Below are 23,302 nucleotides of genomic sequence, written 5' to 3'. Positions count from 1 at the left end.
ATTTTCTAGTGAGTCTTTGATTAAGTGGAGATGCAGTGGTGCTTTATTTTCTGAGGGTTGGGAAATTGCGCCCCGTCCTTGTGGGCCGCAGTGAAATTCCCGTGGATTTTTATTCAATAAGTTGTTGCTTACTCAGCGGCTTGCGCCCAATTCCTGTAGAGCTGAAGTAACAGTATATTCCACTGATTGGAGAAGCTTTTGTCAGGAGGGTTGGTAAAGAACGTAGAGTTCTTTTTCTTCCAATGCAGTACGGCGAGTAAGTGCTTCGCCAATCTTTTGGTAGTCCATCTTAAAATCGCGAACCATCTCTGGAGTAAATGCCTCGTGGTTGTAGCGCTTACAGAATTGCACCACAGCATTGGCAATTTCGTTCATGTCAGTACGAAAGTCTTTAACTACCTGCAGCGTGTGGGCATCGCCGGCCAGTGCTTGTTCCAGATAGACATAGAAACGCACGTTTTCCTTGATCAGGTGCGCTTGAAAGCCAGACTTAAACTGGGTTAATAGTTGCGATAGCTGGCGGTAGTTCTGTTTTTCAAAACCCTCAGACCACATACGCTGAAAAATTCCGATCAGGTGACGGTGATCGTCTTCCAGGGCTTTAATTAATGTTGGGTCATAAGAGATTGTGCGGGCGCCCTTGGAGCCGGCATAGGTACTGCGGGTGTATTTTTCTTCCAGGTCGGCAGACTCTTCCGACTTGCTACTTCGGAACATACCGGAGATAAAGCTAAGCATATGCTGTGCCCTTAATTAGTATTGTGGTTTTGTGTTTGTACGAGTAAGGAGTTCCGCGGATGGAAAGTAACTGCCGAGTGGGAACGCAGTGTTATTTCGCTATGGCCGGGGAGCGGCGGATTTTACATTGGATGACAGCTTATTTACTGCCAAATAGGGAAGGGGATTTGAGCAAAATTTAAAAAATGAGGTGCGCGTCACATTTTTTGCGTGAAACCACTATTGCGCTATTAAAATTGTGTTGAATATTTATTTGTTCAAGACGCATAAAAAAGCCCGGTGATACCGGGCTTTTTTTGGGGAGCTAATTAGCGCTGTTCCAGGGGGACATAGTCGCGCTGAGTGTAGCCAGTGTAGAGCTGGCGCGGGCGGCCAATCTTGTACGGGTTGGAAATCATTTCATTCCAGTGGGCGATCCAGCCTGCGGTGCGGCCAGTGGCAAAGATTACGGTGAACATATCGGTGGGAATACCGATCGCTTTCATAATAATGCCAGAGTAGAAGTCTACGTTCGGGTAGAGCTTTTTCTCCACGAAGTAATCGTCCTCAAGGGCGATTTTCTCCAGCTTTTTGGCGATCTTCAGCAGCGGATCATTCTCTGCACCCATAGCACCCAGAACTTCATCACAGATGCCTTGCATTACGCGGGAGCGCGGATCGAAATTCTTGTAAACGCGGTGGCCAAAGCCCATCAGGCGGAAGGGGTCGTTCTTGTCTTTGGCGCGTTTAACAAACTCATCGATGCGGCTCTCATCACCGATTTCCTGCAGCATGTTCAGTACAGCTTCGTTGGCTCCACCGTGTGCAGGTCCCCACAGGGCGGCAATACCGGAAGAGATGCATGCGAACGGGTTGGCGCCGGAGGAGCCGGCCAGGCGCACAGTAGAGGTGGAGGCATTCTGCTCGTGGTCTGCGTGCAGCAGGAAGATGATATCCATCGCCTTGGCGACAACCGGATCGACCTTACTGGTTTCGCAAGGGTTGCCAAACATCATGTGCAGGAAGTTTTCGGAGTAGCTGCGGCTGTTATCCGGGTACATGAAGGGCATGCCTTGGGAATGCTTGTAGCACATGGCAGCCAGGGTTGGCATTTTTGCGATCAGGCGGTGTGCGGAAATTTCACGGTGCTGTGGATTGTTGATATCCAGGGAGTCGTGATAGAAGGAGGCGAGGGCGCCTACTACGCCACACATCATGGCCATTGGGTGGGCGTCGTAACGGAAGCCTTTAAAGAAGCTAACCAGGGACTCATGTACCATAGTGTGAGACATGATGGTGTCTACGTACTTCTTTTTCTGCTCGGCATCTGGCAGTTCGCCGTTCATTAACAGATAGCAGGTTTCCAGGTAGTCGGATTTTTCTGCCAGTTGTTCGATGGGGTAGCCGCGGTGCAGCAGTTGGCCCTTGCCGCCATCGATAAAGGTAATCTTGGATTCACACGAGGCAGTGGATACGAAGCCCGGGTCATAGGTGAATAAGCCTTTGCCGGTCAGGTTGCCGACATCGACAACATCTGGGCCGAGGGTGCCAGATCGTACGGGCATCTCTATCGCGCCGTCGATACCATCGACTGTGAGTTGCGCTTTTTTATCGGACATTGCGGACTCCTAAAACTGTTCTTATGGCGGCCTTTTCCTAGGATTTTCGGGTGCTGGCAGCCTTTTGAGCGGGCCAAACTTAAGTGCCGGGCCTCAAATTGTCAAACCAAAAGGAGTGGACGGTCAGTCTGCGGGCAACAGGATATCTGGCGACAGGGCGGGCCTGTAGAGCTTTTGCCTGGAGTGAGGCGTGAAAATCTGCGGAAATCCCGCGGCGCCAAATGACAGGTCATGAAGACCGCCAAAGCCGGCAGTTTCCCAGGCGTTCGTTGTGTTTTGACTATTGAATGCCTATAATCCGCGCGGCTTGCGCCATGGTACGGCTACTTTGTACAAGGCTTCAACAGGTCGAGTGCAAAGTGATCAGCAAGCAGCTCGTCCCTCCATTGAAAAGCTAACGGGCGCCCGGTCGTTCAGGGCAACAAGGTGTTTTTCCTGTGAACAAAAACAGACCTGTCAATTTAGACATTTCCACTATAAAGCTTCCCGCTGCCGCTTTGGTTTCCATTTTGCATCGAATTTCTGGCGTTGTGCTCTTCGCCGTTGTAGCGCTTCTGCTCTGCATGCTCGATGCCAGTCTGGAATCAGAGCAAGGCTTCGCCGATGTCGCGGCAGCATTTAATAGTATTCCAGCCAAGCTCATCCTATGGGCCTCTCTGGCAGCTCTTATATACCATCTGGTGGCGGGTGTGCGTCACCTGTTTATGGATATGGGTATGGGTGAGAGCCTTGAGGGCGGCCGTCGCAGTGCTATTACGGTGCTGGTGGTGAGTGTAATCCTTATTCTTTTAGTGGGAGTATGGTTGTGGTAAGAACAGTAACTAGCTTCGGCCGTAGCGGCACTTTCGACTGGCTCTACCAGCGAGTTACCGCAGTGATACTGCTCGCGTATGTCCTCTTTATAGTGGGCTTTATCTTTTTCACTAAAGACTTTGGCTACCAAGCCTGGTCTGAGCTGTTCGCCCAGCGCTGGATGCGCGTATTCAGCTTGGTTGCTCTGCTTTCCACCATTATTCACGCCTGGATTGGCCTCTGGTCCGTGGTTACCGATTACATCACCAATCGGATGATGGGCGGTAAAGCCACTGTTCTGCGCTTGTTCGTAGAAGTGGTTCTGGCTGCGGTTGCCGTGTTGTACACGGTGTGGGGCATTGAAATTCTTTGGGGTGTATAAACAATGGCGAATATGCGTACTATTTCTTTTGATGGGATTGTAATTGGCGGTGGTGGTGCTGGTATGCGCGCTGCCCTGCAGATGGCCCAGTCAGGTTACAAGACTGCGGTAATTACCAAAGTATTCCCAACCCGTTCTCACACAGTGTCCGCCCAGGGCGGTATTACCTGTGCGATCGCCAGCTCCGACCCCAATGACGATTGGCGCTGGCACATGTACGATACCGTTAAGGGTTCCGACTATATCGGTGACCAGGAAGCGATCGAATATATGTGTTCCGTAGGTCCGGAAGCCGTGTTCGAACTGGAGCACATGGGCCTGCCGTTCTCCCGTACTGAAGAAGGCCGTATTTACCAGCGTCCTTTTGGTGGCCAGTCCAAAGACTTCGGCCGTGGTGGTCAGGCTGCCCGTACCTGTGCCGCTGCTGACCGCACCGGCCACGCGTTGCTGCACACTCTGTACCAGAACAACGTAAAACATAAAACCGAATTTCTGAATGAATGGTTTGCCATTGACCTGGTGAAAAACCAGGATGGTGCCGTTGTTGGTGTTATCGCCATGTGCATCGAAGATGGCGAAGTGGTATTTATCAAGTCCAAGGCGACCGTATTCGCTACCGGTGGTGCCGGTCGTATCTTCGCTTCCACCACCAATGCACACATCAATACCGGTGACGGTGTCGGTATGGCCCTGCGTGCCGGTATGCCGGTTCAGGACATCGAGATGTGGCAGTTCCACCCAACTGGCATTTATGGTGCCGGTGTTCTGGTGACCGAAGGCTGTCGCGGTGAGGGTGGTTACCTGATCAACAAAGACGGCGAGCGTTTTATGGAGCGCTACGCCCCCAATGCGAAAGACCTCGCGTCCCGCGACGTTGTAGCCCGCTCCATGGTGCTGGAGATCCTCGACGGTCGCGGTTGTGGTCCGGAAGGCGATCACGTATTCCTGAAGCTTGATCACCTGGGTGAAGAGCTGCTCAACAGCCGTCTGCCCGGTATCTGTGAGCTATCTAAGACCTTTGCACATGTCGACCCGGTTAAGGCGCCGATCCCGGTAGTGCCGACCTGTCACTATATGATGGGCGGTATTCCCACCAACGTTCACGGTCAGGCCCTGACCCAGGACGCTGCCGGCAACGACCAGATCATTGACGGCTTCTATGCCTGTGGCGAGGTTGCTTGTGTATCCGTGCACGGCGCTAACCGTCTGGGTGGCAACTCCCTGCTGGACCTGGTGGTATTCGGACGGGCTTCCGGCCTGTTTATCGAGAAGGCCCTGCGCGAAGGTATCGAGCACCGCGAAGCTTCCGAGTCCGATATCGAAGCCGCTATGGCTCGTCTGAACCGTCTGGAAACCAACGAAACCGGCGAGAAAGCTGCCGACCTGCGCAAAGAGCTGCAGGGTGTGATGCAGAATCACTTCGGCGTATTCCGTCGCGGCGACTACATGGCAGAAGGTGTGAAGAAGCTGGCTGATCTGCGTGGGCGTATTGAAAATGTGCGCCTGGACGACAGAAGCCGCGCGTTTAATACTGCCCGTGTTGAAGCCCTGGAGCTGCAGAACCTGTTGGAAGTTGCTGAGGCTACTGCAATTGCCGCGGAGACCCGCACTGAGAGCCGCGGTGCCCATGCCCGCGAAGACTTCCAGGAGCGCGACGATGAAAACTGGCTGTGTCATTCCATGTATTTCCCGGCTGAGAAACGTGTCGGCAAGCGTGCGGTAAACTTCGCACCGAACACCATGGAAGCCTTTGAACCGAAAGCTCGGACCTACTGATTCGGGAGCGGAATAGAGTATGTTGAAAGTAAGCATTTACCGTTACAACCCGGAAGCCGATAAAGCGCCGTATATGCAGGACTATGAGCTGGACACCAAGGGCAAGGACCTGATGGTGTTGGATGTTCTGGAGCTGCTGAAGGCCGAGGATCCGACCCTGTCGTTCCGCCGCTCCTGTCGCGAGGGTGTGTGTGGCTCCGACGGTATGAATATTTCAGGCCGCAATGGCCTGGCGTGCACTACGCCACTGTCTGAAGCTGCCCCTAAAGGTAAGCTGGTCCTGCGTCCGCTGCCCGGCTTGCCGGTAATCCGCGACCTGGTCGTGGATATGGAGCAGTTCTACGAGCAGTACAAAAAGATCGAGCCGTACCTGCAAAATGACACTCCGGCTCCGGCGATTGAGCGCCTGCAATCTCCAGAAGATCGCGAAAAGCTCGATGGCCTGTACGAGTGTATCCTGTGTGCCTGCTGTTCCACTGCCTGCCCGTCTTTCTGGTGGAATCCGGATAAGTTTATAGGCCCGGCCGGCTTACTGCAGGCTTACCGCTTCCTGGCGGACAGTCGCGATCTGGCCACTGACGAGCGCTTGTCAAACCTGGACGATCCTTTCAGCGTATTCCGCTGCCACGGTATCCAGAACTGTGTGAATGTGTGTCCAAAGGGATTGAACCCAACGCGCGCCATTGGCCATATTCGCAATATGCTGCTGACGCGTGCGGTATAGGGGAATCCGGGTCATTAATCGACCCGTTAGGGGCCACTTGTAGTGGGTCCGGTGCCAGGTAAGGCGCTTATCTAATGATAAAGCCGGTGAGAACCGGCAACTAATTGAAAAGGGGAGGTGGCTTTATGCGCCTCCCCTTTTGTGAGTGAAAGGAAAGCGCAGTGGCTTAGGCAAATAAGAGCCCACTGCAATCGAGGTAGGCATCAAAATGCACGAAAGTACCATGGAGCAGCTGTGGCGTAGCTCCCATATCTCCGGGGGCAATGCCGCCTACGTGGAGGAGCTTTACGAGACCTATCTGCACGACCCCAACGGTGTACCGGAGGAGTGGCGCAATTACTTCGACAGCCTCCCCCGCGTTGGCGGTAGCAGCGACGTTTCCCACGCCGCAGTGCGCCAGCACTTCGAACTGCTCAGCAAGCATCGCGCCCGCCCTGTGGCGGCACCAGGCTCCGGTTCCGGCTCTATTAATCTTGAGCACGAGCGCAAGCAGATCAAGGTTCTGCAGCTGATCGATTCCTACCGCCATCGCGGCCATAAGAAAGCTACCCTGGACCCGCTCGGCCTGATGGCCCGCGAACAGGTGCCCGACCTGCAGTTGAGCTACCACGGCCTGACTGAAGGTGATTTCGATACGACCTTCAATACCGGTAGCCTGTTCCTTGGCAAAGAAGAGGCGACCCTGCGTGAAATCGTAGAGGGCTTGGAGCGGACTTATTGTGGCAATCTGGGTGCGGAGATCATGCATCTCTCCAATCTGGAAGAGCAGCAGTGGTTCCAGCAGCGCCTGGAGCGCAGCCAGTCCAAGGCTAACTTTGGCACCGATATCCAAATTGAAATTCTACAGCGTCTCTCTGCCGCAGAAGGCCTGGAGCGTCACCTGGATTCCAAATACCCAGGCACCAAACGCTTTGGTGTGGAGGGAGGTGAGAGCCTGATCCCGATGATGGATGCGCTGATCCGCCGCTCCGGCACTTACGGGGTGAAGGAAATTGTGATCGGCATGGCCCACCGCGGCCGCCTGAATACCCTGGTGAATATCCTCGGCAAGAACCCTGCGGATCTGTTCCAGGAGTTCGAAGGTAAGAAAACCCTCGATACCTCTGGTGATGTGAAATATCACCAGGGTTTCTCCTCCAACGTAATGACCCCCGGTGGTGAAGTTCACCTGGCCCTTGCCTTTAACCCATCGCATCTGGAAATCAGTGCGCCTGTAGTGGTTGGCTCTGTGCGCGCCCGTCAGGACCGCCGCAAAGATGCTGCTGGTGAGAAGGTAATGCCGATCAATATCCATGGCGACGCGGCTTTTGCCGGCCAGGGTGTTGTGCAGGAAACCCTGCAGATGTCCCAGACCCGCGGTTACTACACCGGTGGTACTGTGCACATCGTACTGAACAACCAGGTGGGCTTTACCACCAGCAAGCGCGAAGATGCCCGCTCCACTGAGTACTCCACCGATCCCGCCAAAATGATCGATGCACCGGTGCTGCACGTGAATGGCGACGATCCGGAAATGGTCGTATTGGCGGCTCTGCTGGCTGTCGATTACCGTTACGAATTCAAGAAAGACATCGTCATCGATCTGGTCTGCTATCGCCGTCGCGGTCACAACGAGACCGATGACCCATCCGGCACCCAGCCGCTGATGTACCAGACCATCCGCAAGCACAAAACCACTCGCACTCTCTACTCCGAGAAGTTGGTGGAAGAGGGCATCCTGGACAAGGTTGCAGCGGACAAGCTGGCGAACGACTACCGCGATAAGCTGGATGCGGGTGAAGATGTGGCCACTGGTCTGGTTAAGCAGCCGGACTCGTCCATGTTTGTAGACTGGAGTCCCTACCTGGGCCACGACTGGCAGGTGCCTGCAGACACCGGTTTCGCAATGCCGAAACTTCAGGACGTCGCCAATCGTATGACCACGGTGCCCGATGGCATTGTGATGCAGCGTCAGGTTTCCAAGATTTATGATGATCGCCGCAAGATGGCCGGTGGCGCCCTGCCGCTTAATTGGGGTATGGCGGAAACCCTGGCCTACGGCACCCTTCTGGAAGAGGGTTTTATGGTCCGCTTTACCGGTGAGGACGTGGGCCGCGGAACCTTCTCTCACCGCCATGCGGTAATTCACAGCCAGAAAGACGGCCAGAGCTATGTGCCTTTGCAGCATATGTTCGAGGACCAGCCGCCTTTCTACATGTACGATTCCCTGCTGTCTGAGGAAGCGGTACTGGCATTCGAATACGGCTATGCCACTACCACGCCAAAATCCCTGGTGGTGTGGGAGGCTCAGTTCGGTGACTTCGCCAACGGCGCCCAGGTCGTGATCGACCAGTTCATTACTTCCGGTGAGCACAAATGGGGTCGTATGTGCGGCCTGGTATTGATGTTGCCACACGGGTATGAAGGCCAGGGTCCGGAGCACTCCTCCGCGCGTCTCGAGCGCTTTATGCAGCTGTGTGCCGAGCACAATATCCAGGTGTGTAACGCCACTACCCCGGCACAAATCTTCCACTTGCTGCGTCGCCAGGCGGTGCGCCCGATGCGCCGCCCGCTGGTGATTATGAGCCCTAAATGGATTCTGCGTCACAAGCTCGCTACTTCCAGCTTGGAAGAACTGGCTGAAGGTCGTTTCCAAAATGTGATTCAAGACCAGGGGGTGGACCCGGCAAAGGTTAAACGTCTGATCCTGTGTTCCGGCAAGGTGTACTACCACCTGCTGGAAGCGCGCATGGAGCGCGAACAGGAAGATGTGGCGTTCGTACGTATCGAGCAGCTGTACCCCTTCCCGGACGAGGAGTTCGTGGATGCGGTATCCGCATTTAAGAACATTAAGAGTGTTGCCTGGTGTCAGGAAGAGCCCATGAACCAGGGCGCCTGGTACCACAGTCAGCATCACTTGCGTCGCCTGCTGGCGGAAACGCATCCGAAGCTGGACCTGGAATACGTGGGCCGCGCCCCGTCGGCGGCACCTGCGGCGGGCTATATGTCCACCCATTTAGAAGAACAGAATAAGTTCATCAACGAGGCGCTGACCGTCAAGTAACGGGCGGCAGTATTTTAAGCAGAGACAATCTCAGGAAACAGGAAAAATGACGATCGAGATTAAAGCGCCAACTTTCCCGGAATCCGTTCAGGACGGTACTGTCGCCACCTGGCATAAAAAACCCGGTGAAGCCGTGTCCCGCGATGAACTGATCGTGGATATTGAGACCGACAAAGTGGTACTGGAAGTGGTTGCGCCGGCAGACGGCGCTCTCTCCGAGATCATTAAGGACGAGGGCGATACGGTTCTCTCCAATGAAGTGATCGCCAAGTTTGAGCCGGGTGCCGGCGCCGCTGCCGCTCCGGCGGAAGCAAAGGCCGAAGCACCTGCTGCTGAATCTGCAGCACCCGCTGCCGGTGAGAAAATCGCCATGCCGTCCGCCAAGAAAATGGCGGCCGAAAAAGGCGTTGATCTGGCTGGTGTGGAAGGTACTGGTAAAGGTGGCCGTGTTCTCAAAGAAGATGTCATGAAAGCGGGTACTGCACCTGCAGCTGCTGCCCCCGTCGCCGCTGCCGAAGTGGCTGTGACCCCGGGTGAGCGCGTAGAGAAGCGTGTTCCTATGACCCGCATGCGCAAGCGTATTGCCGAGCGCCTGCTGGATGCATCCCAGTCCACCGCCATGCTCACCACCTTTAACGAGGTGAATATGAAGCCGGTCATGGACCTGCGTAAGAACTACAAAGACCTGTTCGAGAAGACCCACAACGGTACTCGCCTGGGCTTTATGGGCTTCTTCGTAAAAGCTGCGGTGGAGGCTCTGAAGCGCTACCCGGCGGTGAACGCGTCTATCGATGGCAACGATATCGTTTACCACGGTTACCAGGATATCGGTGTAGCGGTTTCCTCGCCGAAAGGCCTGGTTGTGCCAATTCTGCGTAACGCCGAAAATATGGGCCTGGCGGATATGGAAAACAATATCCGCGATCTGGGCGTGCGCGCTCGCGATGGCAAGCTGTCTATTGAAGAGATGACCGGCGGCACCTTCACCATCACCAACGGTGGTGTATTCGGTTCCCTGCTGTCTACTCCGATCCTGAACCCGCCGCAAACTGCAATCCTGGGTATGCACAAGATCCAGGAGCGCCCAATGGCGGTAGATGGCAAGGTGGAAATCCTGCCGATGATGTACCTGGCGCTGTCCTATGACCACCGTCTGATCGATGGTAAAGAAGCGGTTGGCTTCCTGGTAGCGATCAAGGAAATGATCGAAGATCCAGCGCGTATCTTGCTCGAAGTTTAAAAAATAAGTTCTGGGGCCTATGGGGCCCCTCGATCACACTGCATTAGAAATATCTGGAACTGATCATGTCGGAAAAATTTGACGTAATCGTAATCGGCTCTGGTCCTGGTGGTTATGTCGCTGCCATCCGTGCCGCTCAGCTGGGCCTGAAGACTGCTTGTATTGAAAAGTGGAAAAACAAGGAAGGCAAATACGTAAACGGCGGTACCTGCCTGAACGTAGGTTGTATTCCCTCCAAGGCACTGCTGGACAGCTCCTGGAAGTACCACGAGGCCAAAGACGCTCTCGACGTGCACGGCATTGAAGTCGGCAAGGTCAAGATGGATGTGAGCAAGATGATCGAGCGCAAGGGCGAGATCGTTAAGAAGCTGACTGGCGGCGTAGCGGGCCTGTTCACCGCCAATAAAGTGACCTCCATTTTCGGTACCGGCAAATTGCTGGCGAACAAGAAAGTGGAAGTTACCGACGACGAAGGCAACAGCACTATCTACGAAGCCGAAAATGTCATTCTGGCTTCCGGTTCTGTACCGGTAAATATTCCGCCTGCTCCGGTAGACAATAAAATTATTGTCGACTCCACCGGCGCTCTGGAATTCTCTGAAACGCCCAAGCGTTTGGGCGTTATCGGTGCCGGCGTTATCGGTCTGGAGCTCGGTTCAGTATGGAACCGCCTGGGCTCTGAAGTGGTTGTTCTGGAAGCGATGGATAAGTTCCTGGCGATCATGGACCAACAGGTTGCCAAAGAATCCCAGAAGATCTTCAAAAAGCAGGGCCTGGATATCCGCCTCGCTTGCCGCGTAACCGGCTCCGAAGTGAAGGGCGAGGAAGTGGTTGTTACTTACCAGGATAAAGATGGTAAAGAGCACCAGGAAACTTTCGACAAGCTGATTGTTTGCGTTGGCCGTCGTCCTTACACCGAAGGCCTGTTGTCTGAAGATGCCGGCGTGAAGATGGATGAGCGTGGATTCATCTATGTCAACGACCTGTGCATGACTTCTGCACCGGGCGTATGGGCGATCGGTGACGTGGTACGCGGTCCGATGCTGGCGCACAAGGCTTCTGAAGAAGGTGTTGTAGTCGCTGAGCGCATCGCCGGTCAGAAGCCAATGATGAACTACGACGTGATCCCCAATGTTATTTACACTCACCCGGAAATCGCTGCGGTCGGTCGTACCGAAGAGCAGGTGAAGGCTGATGGCGAGCCCTACAACGTAGGCAGCTTCCCGTTTGCGATCAACGGTCGTGCCATGGCCGCCAACGATACCCAGGGCTTTGTGAAAATCATTGCGCATGCGGAAACTGACCGTGTACTGGGTGCCCACATCGTTGGCCCATCTGCTGCCGATCTGGTTCAGCAAGTGGCGATCGCGATGGAATTCGGCTCCAGCGCCGAAGACATCGGTATGACCGTATTCGCACACCCGACTCTGTCCGAGACCGTGAAGGAAGCGGCATTGGGCGTAAACGGCCATGCGATTCATACCGTAAATCGCAAGAAGCGTAAGTAAGAAGTTTTTTCGATGTCGGGGCACTAATTATTCATTAATTAGCTGCCCCGGTTTCATTTGCGAAGTTCAAAATTTGCAACGACGGAAATTTTGAGTTTTGTCTTTCAGGTGCAGAGAGATCTGCAATTAGTAAACACATTTTATATGTGAATTGGTATTGACTATGAACTTGCATGAGTATCAGGGCAAACAACTGTTTGCGGCATACGGATTGCCGGTTTCCAAAGGCATTGCAGCGGAAACCCCGGCAGCGGCAGTAGCAGCGGCTGACGAAATTGGCGGTGATAAGTGGGTAGTAAAGGCCCAGGTGCACGCTGGTGGCCGCGGTAAGGCTGGCGGTGTAAAGCTGGTAGATTCCAAGGCAGAAATTGAAGAATTTGCCAGGAAGTGGCTGGGCGAGCGTCTGGTAACTTATCAAACAGATGAAAATGGCCAGCCGGTTTCCCGTATCCTGGTTGAGAGCTGCACCGACATTGATCAAGAGCTGTACCTCGGCGCCGTTGTTGACCGCTCTACCCGTCGTATCGTTTTCATGGCTTCCACCGAAGGCGGCGTTGAGATCGAGAAAGTAGCGGAAGAGACCCCGGAAAAAATCCTCAAAGCCACTATCGACCCGCTGGTGGGTGCTCAGCCTTACCAGGCACGCGAGCTGGCTTTCAAACTGGGCCTGAACCCGACTCAGGTTAAGCAGTTCACCAAGATCTTCCTCGGCCTGGCAAAAATGTTCCAGGAAAAAGATCTGGCCCTGCTGGAAATCAACCCGCTGGTAATCACCACCGAAGGCAACCTGCACTGCCTGGATGCCAAAGTGGTTATCGACAGCAACGCGTTGTACCGCCACGCGGACCTGCGCGAAATGCACGATCCTTCTCAGGATGACGCGCGTGAAGCGCACGCTGCCAAGTTCGATCTGAACTACGTAGCGCTGGATGGCAATATCGGCTGCATGGTAAACGGCGCTGGTCTGGCCATGGGTACCATGGACATCGTCAACCTGCACGGCGGCAAGCCGGCTAACTTCCTGGACGTTGGCGGCGGCGCCACCAAAGAGCGTGTTGTTGAAGCGTTCAAGATCATCCTGTCCGACGAGAATGTCAAAGCCGTATTGATCAACATCTTCGGTGGTATCGTTCGCTGTGACATGATCGCCGAAGGCGTTGTGGGCGCAGTAAAAGAAGTAGGCGTTAAAGTACCGGTTGTTGTGCGTCTGGAAGGTAACAACGCAGACCTGGGCGCCAAGGTTCTGAGCGACAGTGGCCTGAACATTATCGCGGCTACGAGCCTGACCGATGCGGCTCAGCAAGTGGTTAAAGCTGCGGAGGGTAAATAATCATGTCAGTACTGATTAACAAAGACACCAAAGTAATCTGTCAGGGCTTCACCGGCTCCCAGGGTACTTTCCACTCCGAGCAAGCGATTGCTTACGGCACCAAGATGGTTGGTGGTGTAACTCCGGGTAAAGGCGGCCAGACTCACCTGGGCCTGCCGGTATTCAACACCGTGAAAGAAGCGGTAGAAGAGACCGGTGCAGAAGCTTCCGTAATCTACGTACCTGCGCCTTTCTGTAAGGATTCCATCCTGGAAGCGGCCAACGCTGGTATCAAACTGATCGTTTGTATCACCGAAGGTATCCCGACCCTGGACATGCTCGACGCTAAAGTGAAGTGTGACGAGCTGGGCGTGCGCCTGATTGGCCCGAACTGCCCGGGTGTGATCACTCCCGGTGAGTGCAAGATCGGTATTATGCCGGGTCATATCCACAAGCCGGGTAAAGTGGGCATCGTTTCCCGTTCCGGTACTCTGACCTATGAAGCGGTTAAGCAAACTACCGACTACGGCTTCGGTCAGTCCACCTGTGTGGGCATCGGTGGCGACCCCATCCCGGGCTCCAACTTCATCGATATCCTGGAAATGTTCCAGAATGACCCGCAGACCGAAGCGATTGTTATGATCGGTGAGATCGGTGGTACTGCTGAAGAAGAAGCGGCGGCTTACATCAAGGAAAATGTTACCAAGCCGGTCGTTTCCTATATCGCCGGTGTAACGGCTCCTCCCGGCAAGCGCATGGGTCACGCGGGCGCGATTATCTCCGGTGGTAAAGGCACCGCTGACGAGAAGTTCGCTGCTCTGGAAGACGCGGGTGTTAAAACTGTGCGCTCCCTGGCTCAGATTGGCGACGCTCTGAAGGAAGTTACTGGCTGGTAAGAGCTGGGTAAGTACCTTGTCTGTGAAAAGGCCGCTTCTTTCGAAGCGGCCTTTTTTATTTGATCTCAAAAATATTTCAGGAATGTTTTTCTATTTGGATTGGAAATAATCAGCCGGATGTTTGCTGAGTACCATATAAACCATATTTTTGACCGTGATTGCGTCCCCGCTGATAAAGGATAAAAGCCGTTAATATAAGCAGCATGAGTTCCGCGACTGGACCCGCATACCATATTCCCACTTCGCCCATGAGTGGGGGTAAAATCAAAATGAGTGGCAAAACGAAAACGTAAGTTTTTGCAATTCCGAGAATGGCGGCACGTTTGGCATCGCCTATAGCCTGGAAAAATGTGCTGATCATCATGAGTGGTCCGGCCAAAAAATAGACCAGCGTCATCATGGGCAGGATACGTGCAACCTCTGTAATAATCTGTTTATCGCTGACAAATAAGGCTCCCAAAGAGTCTTTCAGTATTAACACGCCAAGCTGTAAAGCGAGGCAGTAACCGAACGCTACTGTTAAAGCGATATTGATACTGCTGTCGGACCGAGACCAGCTTTTAGCGCCAACATTATTGCCGATCAGAGTCTGAAATGCCTGGCTCAGCCCGAGAAGTGGCAGGAAGATAAAGGTCATAATACGGGTAGTGATCCCGTAGGCTCCTACTGTCGCATCGTAGTTACTAACCCCCCAGGCCTGGATACTAAAAATTACAGCAATAGATGTGAGTGATACACCGATGTAACTTAAGCTGGATGGTAAGCCCAAAGATAGGTATCCAGGCCAAAAATCACGCCTACTTGAGATCCGGATAATCTGTGTATCAATCACCGTGCGGCCATAATGGCGATAGCACGCCACTATCAAAAGGGCGATTGCCTGTGCAAGGGCAGTGCCATAAGCAGAGCCGGCCACCCCCATCTCCAAGTGCGCAATAAAAATATAATTGAAAATAATATTGAGCATTACCGACGCAAGGGAAACCATCGCCATTAGCGACAGTTGCCCTTCGCATCGCAAAGTATCGGAATTCACAGAACTGATAAACAGAGTTGGGGAAAGGAAGATTAATATCGTTAAATAGGTGTACCCCATCCCTGCTAGATCTGCTGAGCCATTGGCAACTAATAGTGTTAATTGTTTACCCCAAGCCACAAATAACAACATCAACACAGTGCAAACCACCAGAGCCAGTGTAATAGCTTGGGAAAATGCCTGCTTCGCTTTATCTTTTTCTCCCGCGCCGAGTAATCTGGCCAATACACTCGAATATCCGCTGGAGATTAATGAAGAAAGTGCTACCAGTAACATAAACATTGGGAATGTTAAGGTTACTGCGGCTAATGCTTCAGCTCCTACATATTTCCCCAGGAAATAGGCATCTAATAGGGTAAACGAGCCGTTTACCAGCATTATCAGAATAATAGGCGCAGCAGTCTTAAAGAAAACCGGCAGTAAGGCGCCGTTAACAAAAATATTGTCGTGTTGATGAGTCATAGTAAGTTCACTTTACAAATTGCCGCTGTGCATCTCCGCGACCTCATTAAATTTACTCAATAAAAGTTGTTTGAGGTCCTCAGGCCAATATTGGATGGCTTTTGCAAAGCCGACCTTGCTGTTTCTGTACAGTGCACGACTGGCCTCTTCGAAGCCTGGAGTATCTCCTGCAACTAACAGCATGAATCTATCGAGTTGATGCTGTTTTGCGGTGATTCTCTCCTCAAGCGAAACGTGCTTTTGTGCCTGCTCCACCAGCTTACGAAGAGTGGCAGAAGCACCGCCAGGCTGCTGACCCAGCCATTCCCAGTGACGGGGAAGCAGGGTAACCTCCTTGGGAATAACGCCTAACTTGGGGCGTCCACGTTTAGTTTTCGGGGCCGGTACATCCACCGATAAGGCTGCCAGTACTTCCTCGGTATCTCCGTGCCAATCCACCTCTATCCGTTTACAGCTATCGGCTTCAAAGACCATGGGCTCATGGGTTGTGCCCATACTCTTCACCCGGCGCACAATTACTTCCAATGTCCCCCGCGCAACAATCTGTTGCTGGTCGATAGCGATATAGTCAGTAGCCAAAGTATTTCTCTATATTTACCCGGGTTAAATGTTTGTGCCCGGGTAAATATAGTGCATTGATCACCATATGTACAAGGAATGTTTCTCTGCATGCCCTCTGCCTTTGATGTGACCCAATGGAGAAGGGCCTCCCAAGCTGAGGTTGACCGCTTTGCTCGCGCTTAATTTTTGTTTACATGTCAGTGATATACACGGTCTAGGAGCACTCCTATACTGCGGAAAAACCAACTGTTTAGGAGTGGACATGGCCAGGGCTTTAATCGGTGTTATCGGCGGTAGCGGTCTTTATGAGATGCAAGGGTTAACCGAGGTGGAGGAAGTCCAGATGGGGACCCCCTTTGGTGGCACCTCGGATGCAATTGCCTGCGGCAAGCTTCATGGTATTCCTGTTGCTTTCCTTGCCCGCCATGGACGCGGTCATCGGCTGATTCCTTCCCAGGTGCCCTATCAAGCCAATATCCACGCATTGCGCCAGTTGGGCGTACGCTATGTTCTTTCCCTTTCTGCCGTGGGCTCCCTCCAGGAAGAGGTGCGTCCACTGGATATGCTGATCCCGGATCAGTTTATCGATATGACCCGCAAACGGGAGAGTACTTTCTTTGGCGATGGTGCTGTAGCCCATGTTTCCATGGCTGATCCGGTATGCCCTGCTGTGGCGGATAGCCTGGCGCGGGCCTTTGCCAGTACCCAGGGAGAAGAGCCGATCAGGTTGCATCGAGGTGGCAGTTATATCTGTATTGAAGGACCCCAGTTCTCTAGCCGAGCTGAGTCGCACTGGTATCGCAGTATGAATGCTTCGGTGATCGGAATGACCAATATGCCGGAGGCAAAACTCGCCCGCGAAGCGCAGATGGCTTATGCAACTCTCGCCATGGCAACAGATTATGACTGTTGGCACCCTCGGGAAGAGGCGGTGACAGCGGACGTGGCTATCGCCAATTTGCAGCAAAATGCCGCCCGTGCTCAAAAGATTGCCGCAGAGGCAATCCGCTTGCTCGGTACTGAGCAACCTGAATCCGCCGCCCATACTGCATTGGCGAGCGGGTTGGTGACACCTGTCGATGCGATGCCAGAGGAAAAACAAGCTGTAATAAAGCCGCTACTTACGCCGACAGAAGCAGTGCCTGAAGAAATGGAGCACTGAGGGGAATGCACGAAACATTACCGTTACTGGAAATATCGGACTTCCCGGCGATTCGCCGTGAGGCTATTGAAACCCTGCAAATAAATATCGGTTATCGCTGCAACCAGAGTTGTGTGCACTGCCATGTGAATGCAGGTCCCAATCGTACCGAGATGATGTCGGACGACAATCTGGAGTTACTACTGGGCGTTATCAAGGCAAGGGGGGTGCGAACCCTGGATATCACTGGGGGTGCACCAGAGCTCCACAACGGGTTTCGGTCTTTGGTGAAAGCTGCACGGGCGCTGGGTGTGCATGTAATAGATCGCTGCAATCTCACGATATTATTTGAGCCAGGACAGCAGAATACAGCAGAGTTTCTCGCGCAGAACCATGTGGAAGTGGTTGCCTCTCTACCCTGCTACTCCATGGAAAATGTAGATAAGCAGCGAGGCAAAGGGGTTTTTGATAAAAGTATTGCCGGATTGCAGAAGCTAAATGCCTTGGGCTATGGCAAGTCGGAAACTGGCCTTCAGCTTAACCTGGTCTATAACCCCCAGGGTGCTTTTTTACCCCCGGAGCAGGGGGCCCTGGAGGCAGACTATCGACGAGAGTTGGCCGCGCATTTTGGAATTGAATTTAATCACCTCTTTGCTCTCGCCAATATGCCCATCAAACGCTTTGGCTCCATGCTGATTTCCAAAGGGCAGTTTAAAGACTATATGACGCTGCTTCGGGAGAGCTACTCTGCATCTAATCTTGAGGGCGTGATGTGTCGCAGTCTGGTGAGTGTTGACTGGCAGGGGAATTTATATGACTGCGACTTTAACCAGCAGTTGAATATACCAGTGCCAGGCCGATTGCATCTGCGTGATTTACTCGAAGCTGATCTTAAAGATTCGGCAGTTTGTGTGGCTGATCATTGCTATGGCTGTACTGCGGGGCAGGGCAGCAGTTGCGGTGGGGCACTGTAAGGGGATAGGGTTTAATAGCCGGAGGGCGGGAATGCCATGAGAAAAAAAATACTGCTGCTGGCGATTATCGTGATATTGGTGATTGCTTTTTACGCATTTGATTTACACCACTGGTTGAGCCTGGAAAAGCTGCAGGAAGGCGGTGAGCAGTTTCAGCAATGGAAAGCCTCATCGCCATTTCTGGTGAGCTTCCTGTTTCTAGTTTTTTACATTTTGGTAACCGGTTTATCCTTACCCGGTGCTGCGATTCTCACTATTGCCGCGGGTGCTATTTTTGGCTTGTTGTGGGGCACTGTCATTGTATCCTTCGCTTCCAGTATTGGAGCCACCCTGGCGTTTCTAATGGCCCGCTATTTATTTCGTGACTATGTTCAAGAGAAGTTTGCTGTACGCTTACAGGTTGTAAATAACGGTATTGAGAGGGAGGGCGCCTTTTATCTTTTTGCTTTGCGTCTCGTACCAATCTTCCCATTTTTTCTGATCAATATTCTGATGGGATTAACCCACCTTCGAGTCTGGACATTTTATTGGGTGAGCCAATTAGGCATGCTGGCGGCTACGATTGTTTACGTTAATGCCGGTACGCAACTCGCTCGTATAGACAATCTGAAGGATATCGCTTCTCCGCAATTGTTATTGTCTTTTGCCCTATTGGGTATATTCCCGCTATTGGCAAAATACTTCCTCAACTGGCTTAAACGTCGCCGTGAGGCCAAGTGAGTGACTCCAATGAGAAAACCCAAAAAGTTTGATCGCAATATAATTGTTATTGGTGCAGGCGCTGCGGGCTTGGTGAGTGCCTATATTTCTGCGGCGGTAAAAGCCAAGGTGACTTTGATCGAGTCGGGAAATATGGGTGGGGACTGCCTGAATACCGGCTGTGTACCCAGTAAGGCGTTGATCAAGTGTGCTCGTGTGGCACACTCTGCGCGCACTGCGAGTAATTTTGGTGTGCGCCTGCCGGAACCGGAGATTGATTTTCCCGGGGTGATGCGCCATGTGCGTGAATCTATCCAGCAGATTGAGCCTCACGATAGTGTGGAGCGCTACTCAGATCTCGGTGTGGAAGTAATAAAAGGGTACGCACGATTAGTAGATCCCTGGACAGTCGATATCACGTTGCATAGTGGTGGTGAAAAGTCCCTACGGGGACGAGCCATTATTCTGGCCACCGGTGCTGAACCTACAGTGCCACCATTCCCCGGCCTCGACACGGTTAATTATCTGACTAGCGAAACACTCTGGGATAGGTTTGCTCAGTTGAATAAGGCACCGCATAGATTGGTATTACTGGGAGGTGGTGCCATCGGTTGTGAGTTGGCTCAGGCATTCACCCGCTTGGGGTCAAGAGTTACCTTGATAGAGCGAGATGAACGTTTGCTCCCCCAGGAGGACCACGAAGTGTCGCAAGCTGTTTCCCTGGCATTGGAATCTGAAGGAGTGTGTCTTCTCACTGGGCATGAGGCGGTCTCTTTTACTGGAAGTGAAGATCGCCGAGAGGGGGTATTAAACTTGCGTAATGCCGTGGGTGAAACACAGGTGACATTTGATGAAGTTATCCTGGCACTTGGCAGGCGTGCCAGGACTAAAGGGTTTGGATTGGAAAAACTGGACTTACTGCAAGATGGTAAATTGACAACGGATGCCTTCCTGCGCACTCGTTACCCCCATATTCTTGCAGCTGGGGATCTCGCGGGCCCATTTCAGTTTACCCATATGGCTTCGCACCAGGCCTGGTATGCAGCAGTGAATGGCCTTTTCGGCGATATCAAGAAATTTGCTGTGGATTATTCACTGGTACCTCGGGCAATCTTTATTGATCCAGAGGTGGCCAGCGTCGGGCTTAGTGAGCATGAGGCGGAGCAGCGTGCTATTGCCTATGAGGTAACTCGCTACAACCTTGATGACCTGGATCGCGCTATCGTGGATGGCGCGGCACGGGGTTTTATTAAAGTGCTTACAGTACCGGGTAAAGATAAAATACTGGGTGTTTCAATTGTTGGTGAGAATGCTGCGGAGCTTATAGCCGAGTTTGTGTTTGCTATGAAGCAGGGTTTTGGACTGAATAAAATCCTATCTACCATTCATATCTATCCGACTATGACTGAAGGCAATAAATTTGTTGCAGGAAACTGGAAACGAGCCCATGCGCCCAAGGGGTTGTTGCGTTGGCTCGAAGTGTTTCATCGTTGGAGACGGGGTTAGTGCAGTATTCTGTTGTAGTTCCGCTGTTGAATGAGCGGGAGCAACTGCCCGATTTAATTGTGCAGTTAAAAGAACTTAAGGCTTTTACCAGCTGTGAAATTATCCTGGTGGATGGTGGTAGCATTGATGGCAGTGTGGAAATTGCTACTGCTGAGGGGTTCCAGGTAATTACTTCCCCGCGCGGCCGAGCCTCGCAAATGAATGCAGGTGCAGCCATTGCCTGTGGGAACTGGCTGCTGTTTTTACACGCTGATACACGCCTGCCCCAGGGTGCATTGAGTGCGGTTGCATCGGCAGTGGCTCAGGGAGCAGAGTGGGGCCGCTTTAATATTCGTATTGAAGGGCGGAGTTTGTGGTTTCCCCTAATTTCCAACCTGATTAATTGGCGTTCACGTCTAAGTGGTATCGCCACTGGTGACCAAGCGATTTTTGTCCGGCGTACTCTTTTTGAAAAAATTGGCGGTTATGCCAGGCAGCCATTGATGGAGGATGTTGAGCTAAGTCGGCAGTTGTTAAAAATAAGCCGTCCCTATTGTCTCCATCAAAGAGTCTCAACCTCTGGGCGACGCTGGGAAAAATTTGGGGTGTTGCGCACGGTATTGCTGATGTGGCGCTTGCGTTTTGCTTATTGGCGCGGCGTGCCTGCAGATACCCTGGCTAGGCGCTATGAGTAGTCGTCTTTCGAGGAAGTTCCTGCGCCTTGTGGTGATGGCTAAGGCTCCACTGGCTGGTTATGCCAAGACCCGTCTTATTCCGGCACTGGGGGAGCAGGGAGCCGCGTCGCTTGCGGAGAAGTTGTTGCGCCATACCCTTGAAGAGTGTGTGAGAGCTGAGCTGGGACCCGTGGAGCTGCATGTGACACCTGATCCGTCCCACGCTTTTTGGCGGGGTTTCCCATTGCCTGCGGGAGTCACTGTTTATGGGCAGTCCCAAGGCAGCCTTGGTCAGCGCCTTTGGCATGCTACGGGAAACGCACGAGCATTGGGGCAGGGGCTTCTGTTGCTTGGTACCGACTGTCCGTCCCTTACCGCGCAGCGTTTGCGAGCCGCTGCAGAAGGGCTACAGGTGTCTGATGCGGTAATGTATCCGGCAAAAGATGGTGGCTATGCGTTATTAGGGCTCAAGGAAATACAGGTGCGGCTGTTTGAGGATATTCACTGGAGTACTGAGGTTGTTGCCCGGCAGACTCTGGATAGACTTTGGGAGTGTGGAATGAATTGCCAGCGCCTGGAGGCGCTGGCAGATATTGATGAGCCGGGCGATTTATCTTTTTTGCCAGAAGGTTGGCGGGACTTAATACGGCTGGGCTAGAGTGCCGGAGCTGCGCTAGCTTCGGCTTCTATTGCGCTGCCGTCAGCAAGAATTTCGCGATTTGCATCATTGGCTGCAGCCAGGCGTTGCTCCTCAATACGACTGCTCCAACTCAGCAGGGCCTGGTAATGGCGGATATTCTGCACATAGGTTACCGGCTCCCAGCCACGTGCGTAGCCATGTTTGGTGGTCTTGTAATACTGACGCTTGGCCAGCAGAGGCAAATGGTCGCGCACATCGGGCCACAGATCCGGGTTGCCGCCCATACGTTCGGTGAGGACGCGGGCGTCCTCAAGGTGGCCGTAGCCCACGTTATAGGCTGCTAGTGCCATCCAGGTTCTGTCGGGCTCACGAATGCGCTCAGGCAGTTTATTGCGAATTTGTACTATATAGCGCGCACCTCCCTCAATGCTCTCCTCGGGATTGAGCCGGTTAACACCGAGGTCTTTGGCGGTATTCAGAGTAAGCATCATCAGGCCACGGACTCCGGTACGGGAGCGCGCGCGTGGGTTCCAGTAGGACTCCTGGTAACTGAGCGCCGCCAACAAGTGCCAGTCCAGATCATACTGGTCTGCCACTTTCTGCATCGCTCCACGCCACTTTGGTAAACGCTCTCGGCTGCGCTTGGCAAATGCCTGGGCGCCACCGACATTCAGGTCGCTGACATGGCCAAAAAACTCTTCGCGCAGCTGCGCAATCATGCCATTGGTGTTGGCGCGCAACATAAACAGGCGGGCACTCTGGTAGAGGCTGTCATCGTCGCTTTTAGGGAAAGCCCAGGAGACCGGTTGGAACTGAGTGAGATTGAAAGCAACAGCGGTGTTTGGATAAAGGCCGCGGTGTACCGCATAAGCATTGGAGTCCACTACTGCGTAGCTGTACTTGCCCTGTTGTACCATCTCTACCAGCTCCATTGCATCCACATCAGACACTTCTTCCCAATCTAACAGTGGGTAGCGCTGGGAGAGTTTTTTCAGTTCCTCCGCGTGGGCACTGCCGGCGATTACGGCGACAGTCTTGCCCTCCAGGTCGCTGGTCTTTCGTGGGCGCTGCTCACCAACACGATAAATAACCTGCTGGCGGATTTCGAAGTAGGAGGGGGTAAAGCGTACCTGCTCACGGCGCTCCGGAGTGACGGTAAGGCCAGCGGCAGCGAAGTGTGCACCCTCTTCCGGGTCACGCAGGCGCTCAAACATTTCGTCTAGATCGTGAACGTCGCGAATTACCAGCTTGACGCCGAGCTCTTCGGCAAAGGCCCGCAGCATTCCATATTCAAAGCCAGTGGGATTACCGGATGCATCTTCGTAATATGTAGTGGGGCCATTTTGTGACAGCACAACCAGCTCACCAGAGGCCTTGATCCGCTCAAGAGTACTCGGTGCTTTGCTGGCAACTAACAGGGAGGCGCAGCATGACATGGCCAGCCCTTTTAACAGGCGGCGGACATAGCGCAGCACGCGGCTTTTCATCATCATAGGCTGTCCCCTCTAGCTCGTCCGTTAGTTTTATTGCTGTTATGCCTAAGGCCCGGTGAAGTTCGGTTCGCCAGGGCTTTTATGGCCAAAGCTGGCACAGTCCGCCAATTTTACATTATCCGGCGTCAATC

20 protein-coding genes are annotated in these 23,302 nt (G+C 53.1%); 15 read left to right on the top strand and 5 right to left on the bottom strand.

Going from position 1 to position 23,302, the window contains the following annotated elements:
* Window positions 1-201: 201 nt before the first annotated feature.
* Complete coding sequence (locus ACJJI7_RS01120; RefSeq protein WP_282952687.1) at window positions 202-738, bottom strand: hemerythrin domain-containing protein; 537 nt, start codon at window positions 736-738, stop codon at window positions 202-204.
* A 308-nt stretch (window positions 739-1,046) separates the two neighbouring features.
* Window positions 1,047-2,336, bottom strand: a complete 1,290-nt coding sequence (gltA, locus tag ACJJI7_RS01115) for a citrate synthase (RefSeq protein WP_020412675.1) — start codon at window positions 2,334-2,336, stop codon at window positions 1,047-1,049.
* Between the two features lie 437 nt (window positions 2,337-2,773).
* Between gltA and sdhC the strand changes: the two genes are divergently transcribed.
* The 9 genes from sdhC to sucD all read left to right on the top strand — a co-directional run bounded on the left by sdhC (window position 2,774) and on the right by sucD (window position 14,006).
* Window positions 2,774-3,148 carry a succinate dehydrogenase, cytochrome b556 subunit gene (sdhC, locus tag ACJJI7_RS01110; RefSeq protein WP_020412676.1) on the top strand — a complete coding sequence of 125 codons (375 nt, stop codon included), beginning with the start codon at window positions 2,774-2,776 and terminating at the stop codon, window positions 3,146-3,148.
* Complete coding sequence (gene sdhD / locus ACJJI7_RS01105; RefSeq protein WP_026305008.1) at window positions 3,142-3,510, top strand: succinate dehydrogenase, hydrophobic membrane anchor protein; 369 nt, start codon at window positions 3,142-3,144, stop codon at window positions 3,508-3,510. Before sdhC ends, sdhD begins: the two co-directional genes overlap by 7 nt.
* A 3-nt stretch (window positions 3,511-3,513) precedes the next feature.
* On the top strand, window positions 3,514-5,286 hold the full coding sequence (gene sdhA, locus ACJJI7_RS01100; RefSeq protein WP_282952689.1) for a succinate dehydrogenase flavoprotein subunit: 1,773 nt from the start codon (window positions 3,514-3,516) through the stop codon (window positions 5,284-5,286).
* 19 nt (window positions 5,287-5,305) lie between these two features.
* Window positions 5,306-6,010, top strand: coding sequence for a succinate dehydrogenase iron-sulfur subunit (locus tag ACJJI7_RS01095; RefSeq protein ID WP_020412679.1), 705 nt, complete (start codon window positions 5,306-5,308; stop codon window positions 6,008-6,010).
* 208 nt (window positions 6,011-6,218) lie between these two features.
* Complete coding sequence (locus ACJJI7_RS01090; protein ID WP_020412680.1) at window positions 6,219-9,053, top strand: 2-oxoglutarate dehydrogenase E1 component; 2,835 nt, start codon at window positions 6,219-6,221, stop codon at window positions 9,051-9,053.
* Window positions 9,054-9,099: 46 nt separating this feature from the next.
* Window positions 9,100-10,293 (top strand): 2-oxoglutarate dehydrogenase complex dihydrolipoyllysine-residue succinyltransferase, encoded by a 1,194-nt coding sequence (odhB, locus tag ACJJI7_RS01085; RefSeq protein ID WP_282952690.1) that lies wholly within the window; start codon window positions 9,100-9,102, stop codon window positions 10,291-10,293.
* A 65-nt stretch (window positions 10,294-10,358) separates the two neighbouring features.
* Window positions 10,359-11,801 (top strand): dihydrolipoyl dehydrogenase, encoded by a 1,443-nt coding sequence (lpdA, locus tag ACJJI7_RS01080; RefSeq protein WP_353376065.1) that lies wholly within the window; start codon window positions 10,359-10,361, stop codon window positions 11,799-11,801.
* 163 nt (window positions 11,802-11,964) lie between these two features.
* Window positions 11,965-13,131: an ADP-forming succinate--CoA ligase subunit beta gene (gene sucC / locus ACJJI7_RS01075; RefSeq protein ID WP_282952692.1), complete on the top strand. Its 1,167-nt coding sequence runs from the start codon at window positions 11,965-11,967 to the stop codon at window positions 13,129-13,131.
* A 2-nt stretch (window positions 13,132-13,133) separates the two neighbouring features.
* Window positions 13,134-14,006 carry a succinate--CoA ligase subunit alpha gene (gene sucD / locus ACJJI7_RS01070; protein WP_226645469.1) on the top strand — a complete coding sequence of 291 codons (873 nt, stop codon included), beginning with the start codon at window positions 13,134-13,136 and terminating at the stop codon, window positions 14,004-14,006.
* 109 nt (window positions 14,007-14,115) lie between these two features.
* Here sucD and ACJJI7_RS01065 read toward each other — a convergent pair whose 3' ends face one another.
* On the bottom strand, window positions 14,116-15,420 hold the full coding sequence (locus tag ACJJI7_RS01065; RefSeq protein ID WP_475717106.1) for an MATE family efflux transporter: 1,305 nt from the start codon (window positions 15,418-15,420) through the stop codon (window positions 14,116-14,118).
* Between the two features lie 96 nt (window positions 15,421-15,516).
* On the bottom strand, window positions 15,517-16,083 hold the full coding sequence (locus ACJJI7_RS01060; RefSeq protein WP_282952695.1) for a DUF2239 family protein: 567 nt from the start codon (window positions 16,081-16,083) through the stop codon (window positions 15,517-15,519).
* Window positions 16,084-16,327: 244 nt separating this feature from the next.
* Between ACJJI7_RS01060 and mtnP the strand changes: the two genes are divergently transcribed.
* From mtnP to ACJJI7_RS01030, 6 genes are read left to right on the top strand one after another with little or no spacing between them, the layout of a single operon-like run.
* Window positions 16,328-17,227 (top strand): S-methyl-5'-thioadenosine phosphorylase, encoded by a 900-nt coding sequence (mtnP, locus tag ACJJI7_RS01055; protein WP_444901128.1) that lies wholly within the window; start codon window positions 16,328-16,330, stop codon window positions 17,225-17,227.
* 5 nt (window positions 17,228-17,232) lie between these two features.
* Complete coding sequence (gene arsS, locus ACJJI7_RS01050) at window positions 17,233-18,180, top strand: arsenosugar biosynthesis radical SAM (seleno)protein ArsS (RefSeq protein ID WP_444901129.1); 948 nt, start codon at window positions 17,233-17,235, stop codon at window positions 18,178-18,180.
* A gap of 36 nt (window positions 18,181-18,216) precedes the next feature.
* A complete protein-coding gene (locus tag ACJJI7_RS01045) occupies window positions 18,217-18,900 on the top strand; it encodes a TVP38/TMEM64 family protein (RefSeq protein ID WP_020412689.1) in 684 nt (227 codons plus the stop codon).
* A 9-nt stretch (window positions 18,901-18,909) separates the two neighbouring features.
* Window positions 18,910-20,385 (top strand): dihydrolipoyl dehydrogenase family protein, encoded by a 1,476-nt coding sequence (locus ACJJI7_RS01040; RefSeq protein WP_444901130.1) that lies wholly within the window; start codon window positions 18,910-18,912, stop codon window positions 20,383-20,385.
* Window positions 20,385-21,059, top strand: a complete 675-nt coding sequence (locus tag ACJJI7_RS01035) for a TIGR04283 family arsenosugar biosynthesis glycosyltransferase (protein WP_020412691.1) — start codon at window positions 20,385-20,387, stop codon at window positions 21,057-21,059. The genes ACJJI7_RS01040 and ACJJI7_RS01035 overlap by 1 nt, the downstream gene beginning before the upstream one ends.
* Window positions 21,052-21,696, top strand: a complete 645-nt coding sequence (locus ACJJI7_RS01030) for a TIGR04282 family arsenosugar biosynthesis glycosyltransferase (protein ID WP_444901131.1) — start codon at window positions 21,052-21,054, stop codon at window positions 21,694-21,696. Before ACJJI7_RS01035 ends, ACJJI7_RS01030 begins: the two co-directional genes overlap by 8 nt.
* Here ACJJI7_RS01030 and mltF read toward each other — a convergent pair.
* Window positions 21,693-23,171: a membrane-bound lytic murein transglycosylase MltF gene (mltF, locus tag ACJJI7_RS01025; protein WP_020412693.1), complete on the bottom strand. Its 1,479-nt coding sequence runs from the start codon at window positions 23,169-23,171 to the stop codon at window positions 21,693-21,695. The genes ACJJI7_RS01030 and mltF overlap by 4 nt on opposite strands.
* Window positions 23,172-23,302 lie beyond the last annotated feature (131 nt).

The organism is Microbulbifer variabilis, assembly GCF_056232115.1.
Note: the sequence above shows the minus strand (reverse complement) of the source record. Positions and strands in the feature narration are given on the sequence as shown.

Bases quoted from the DNA above. Each gene is read 5' to 3' on its own strand.
- ACJJI7_RS01030 (WP_444901131.1), top strand. From the start codon at position 21,052: ATGAGTAGTCGTCTTTCGAGGAAGTTCCTGCGCCTTGTGGTGATGGCT.
- ACJJI7_RS01040 (WP_444901130.1), top strand. From the start codon at position 18,910: ATGAGAAAACCCAAAAAGTTTGATCGCAATATAATTGTTATTGGTGCA.
- ACJJI7_RS01045 (WP_020412689.1), top strand. From the start codon at position 18,217: ATGAGAAAAAAAATACTGCTGCTGGCGATTATCGTGATATTGGTGATT.
- sucC (WP_282952692.1), top strand. From the start codon at position 11,965: ATGAACTTGCATGAGTATCAGGGCAAACAACTGTTTGCGGCATACGGA.
- lpdA (WP_353376065.1), top strand. From the start codon at position 10,359: ATGTCGGAAAAATTTGACGTAATCGTAATCGGCTCTGGTCCTGGTGGT.
- sucD (WP_226645469.1), top strand. From the start codon at position 13,134: ATGTCAGTACTGATTAACAAAGACACCAAAGTAATCTGTCAGGGCTTC.
- mltF (WP_020412693.1), bottom strand. From the start codon at position 23,171: ATGATGATGAAAAGCCGCGTGCTGCGCTATGTCCGCCGCCTGTTAAAA.
- mtnP (WP_444901128.1), top strand. From the start codon at position 16,328: ATGGCCAGGGCTTTAATCGGTGTTATCGGCGGTAGCGGTCTTTATGAG.
- odhB (WP_282952690.1), top strand. From the start codon at position 9,100: ATGACGATCGAGATTAAAGCGCCAACTTTCCCGGAATCCGTTCAGGAC.
- arsS (WP_444901129.1), top strand. From the start codon at position 17,233: ATGCACGAAACATTACCGTTACTGGAAATATCGGACTTCCCGGCGATT.
- ACJJI7_RS01090 (WP_020412680.1), top strand. From the start codon at position 6,219: ATGCACGAAAGTACCATGGAGCAGCTGTGGCGTAGCTCCCATATCTCC.
- ACJJI7_RS01120 (WP_282952687.1), bottom strand. From the start codon at position 738: ATGCTTAGCTTTATCTCCGGTATGTTCCGAAGTAGCAAGTCGGAAGAG.
- sdhA (WP_282952689.1), top strand. From the start codon at position 3,514: ATGGCGAATATGCGTACTATTTCTTTTGATGGGATTGTAATTGGCGGT.
- ACJJI7_RS01095 (WP_020412679.1), top strand. From the start codon at position 5,306: ATGTTGAAAGTAAGCATTTACCGTTACAACCCGGAAGCCGATAAAGCG.
- gltA (WP_020412675.1), bottom strand. From the start codon at position 2,336: ATGTCCGATAAAAAAGCGCAACTCACAGTCGATGGTATCGACGGCGCG.
- ACJJI7_RS01065 (WP_475717106.1), bottom strand. From the start codon at position 15,420: ATGCTGGTAAACGGCTCGTTTACCCTATTAGATGCCTATTTCCTGGGG.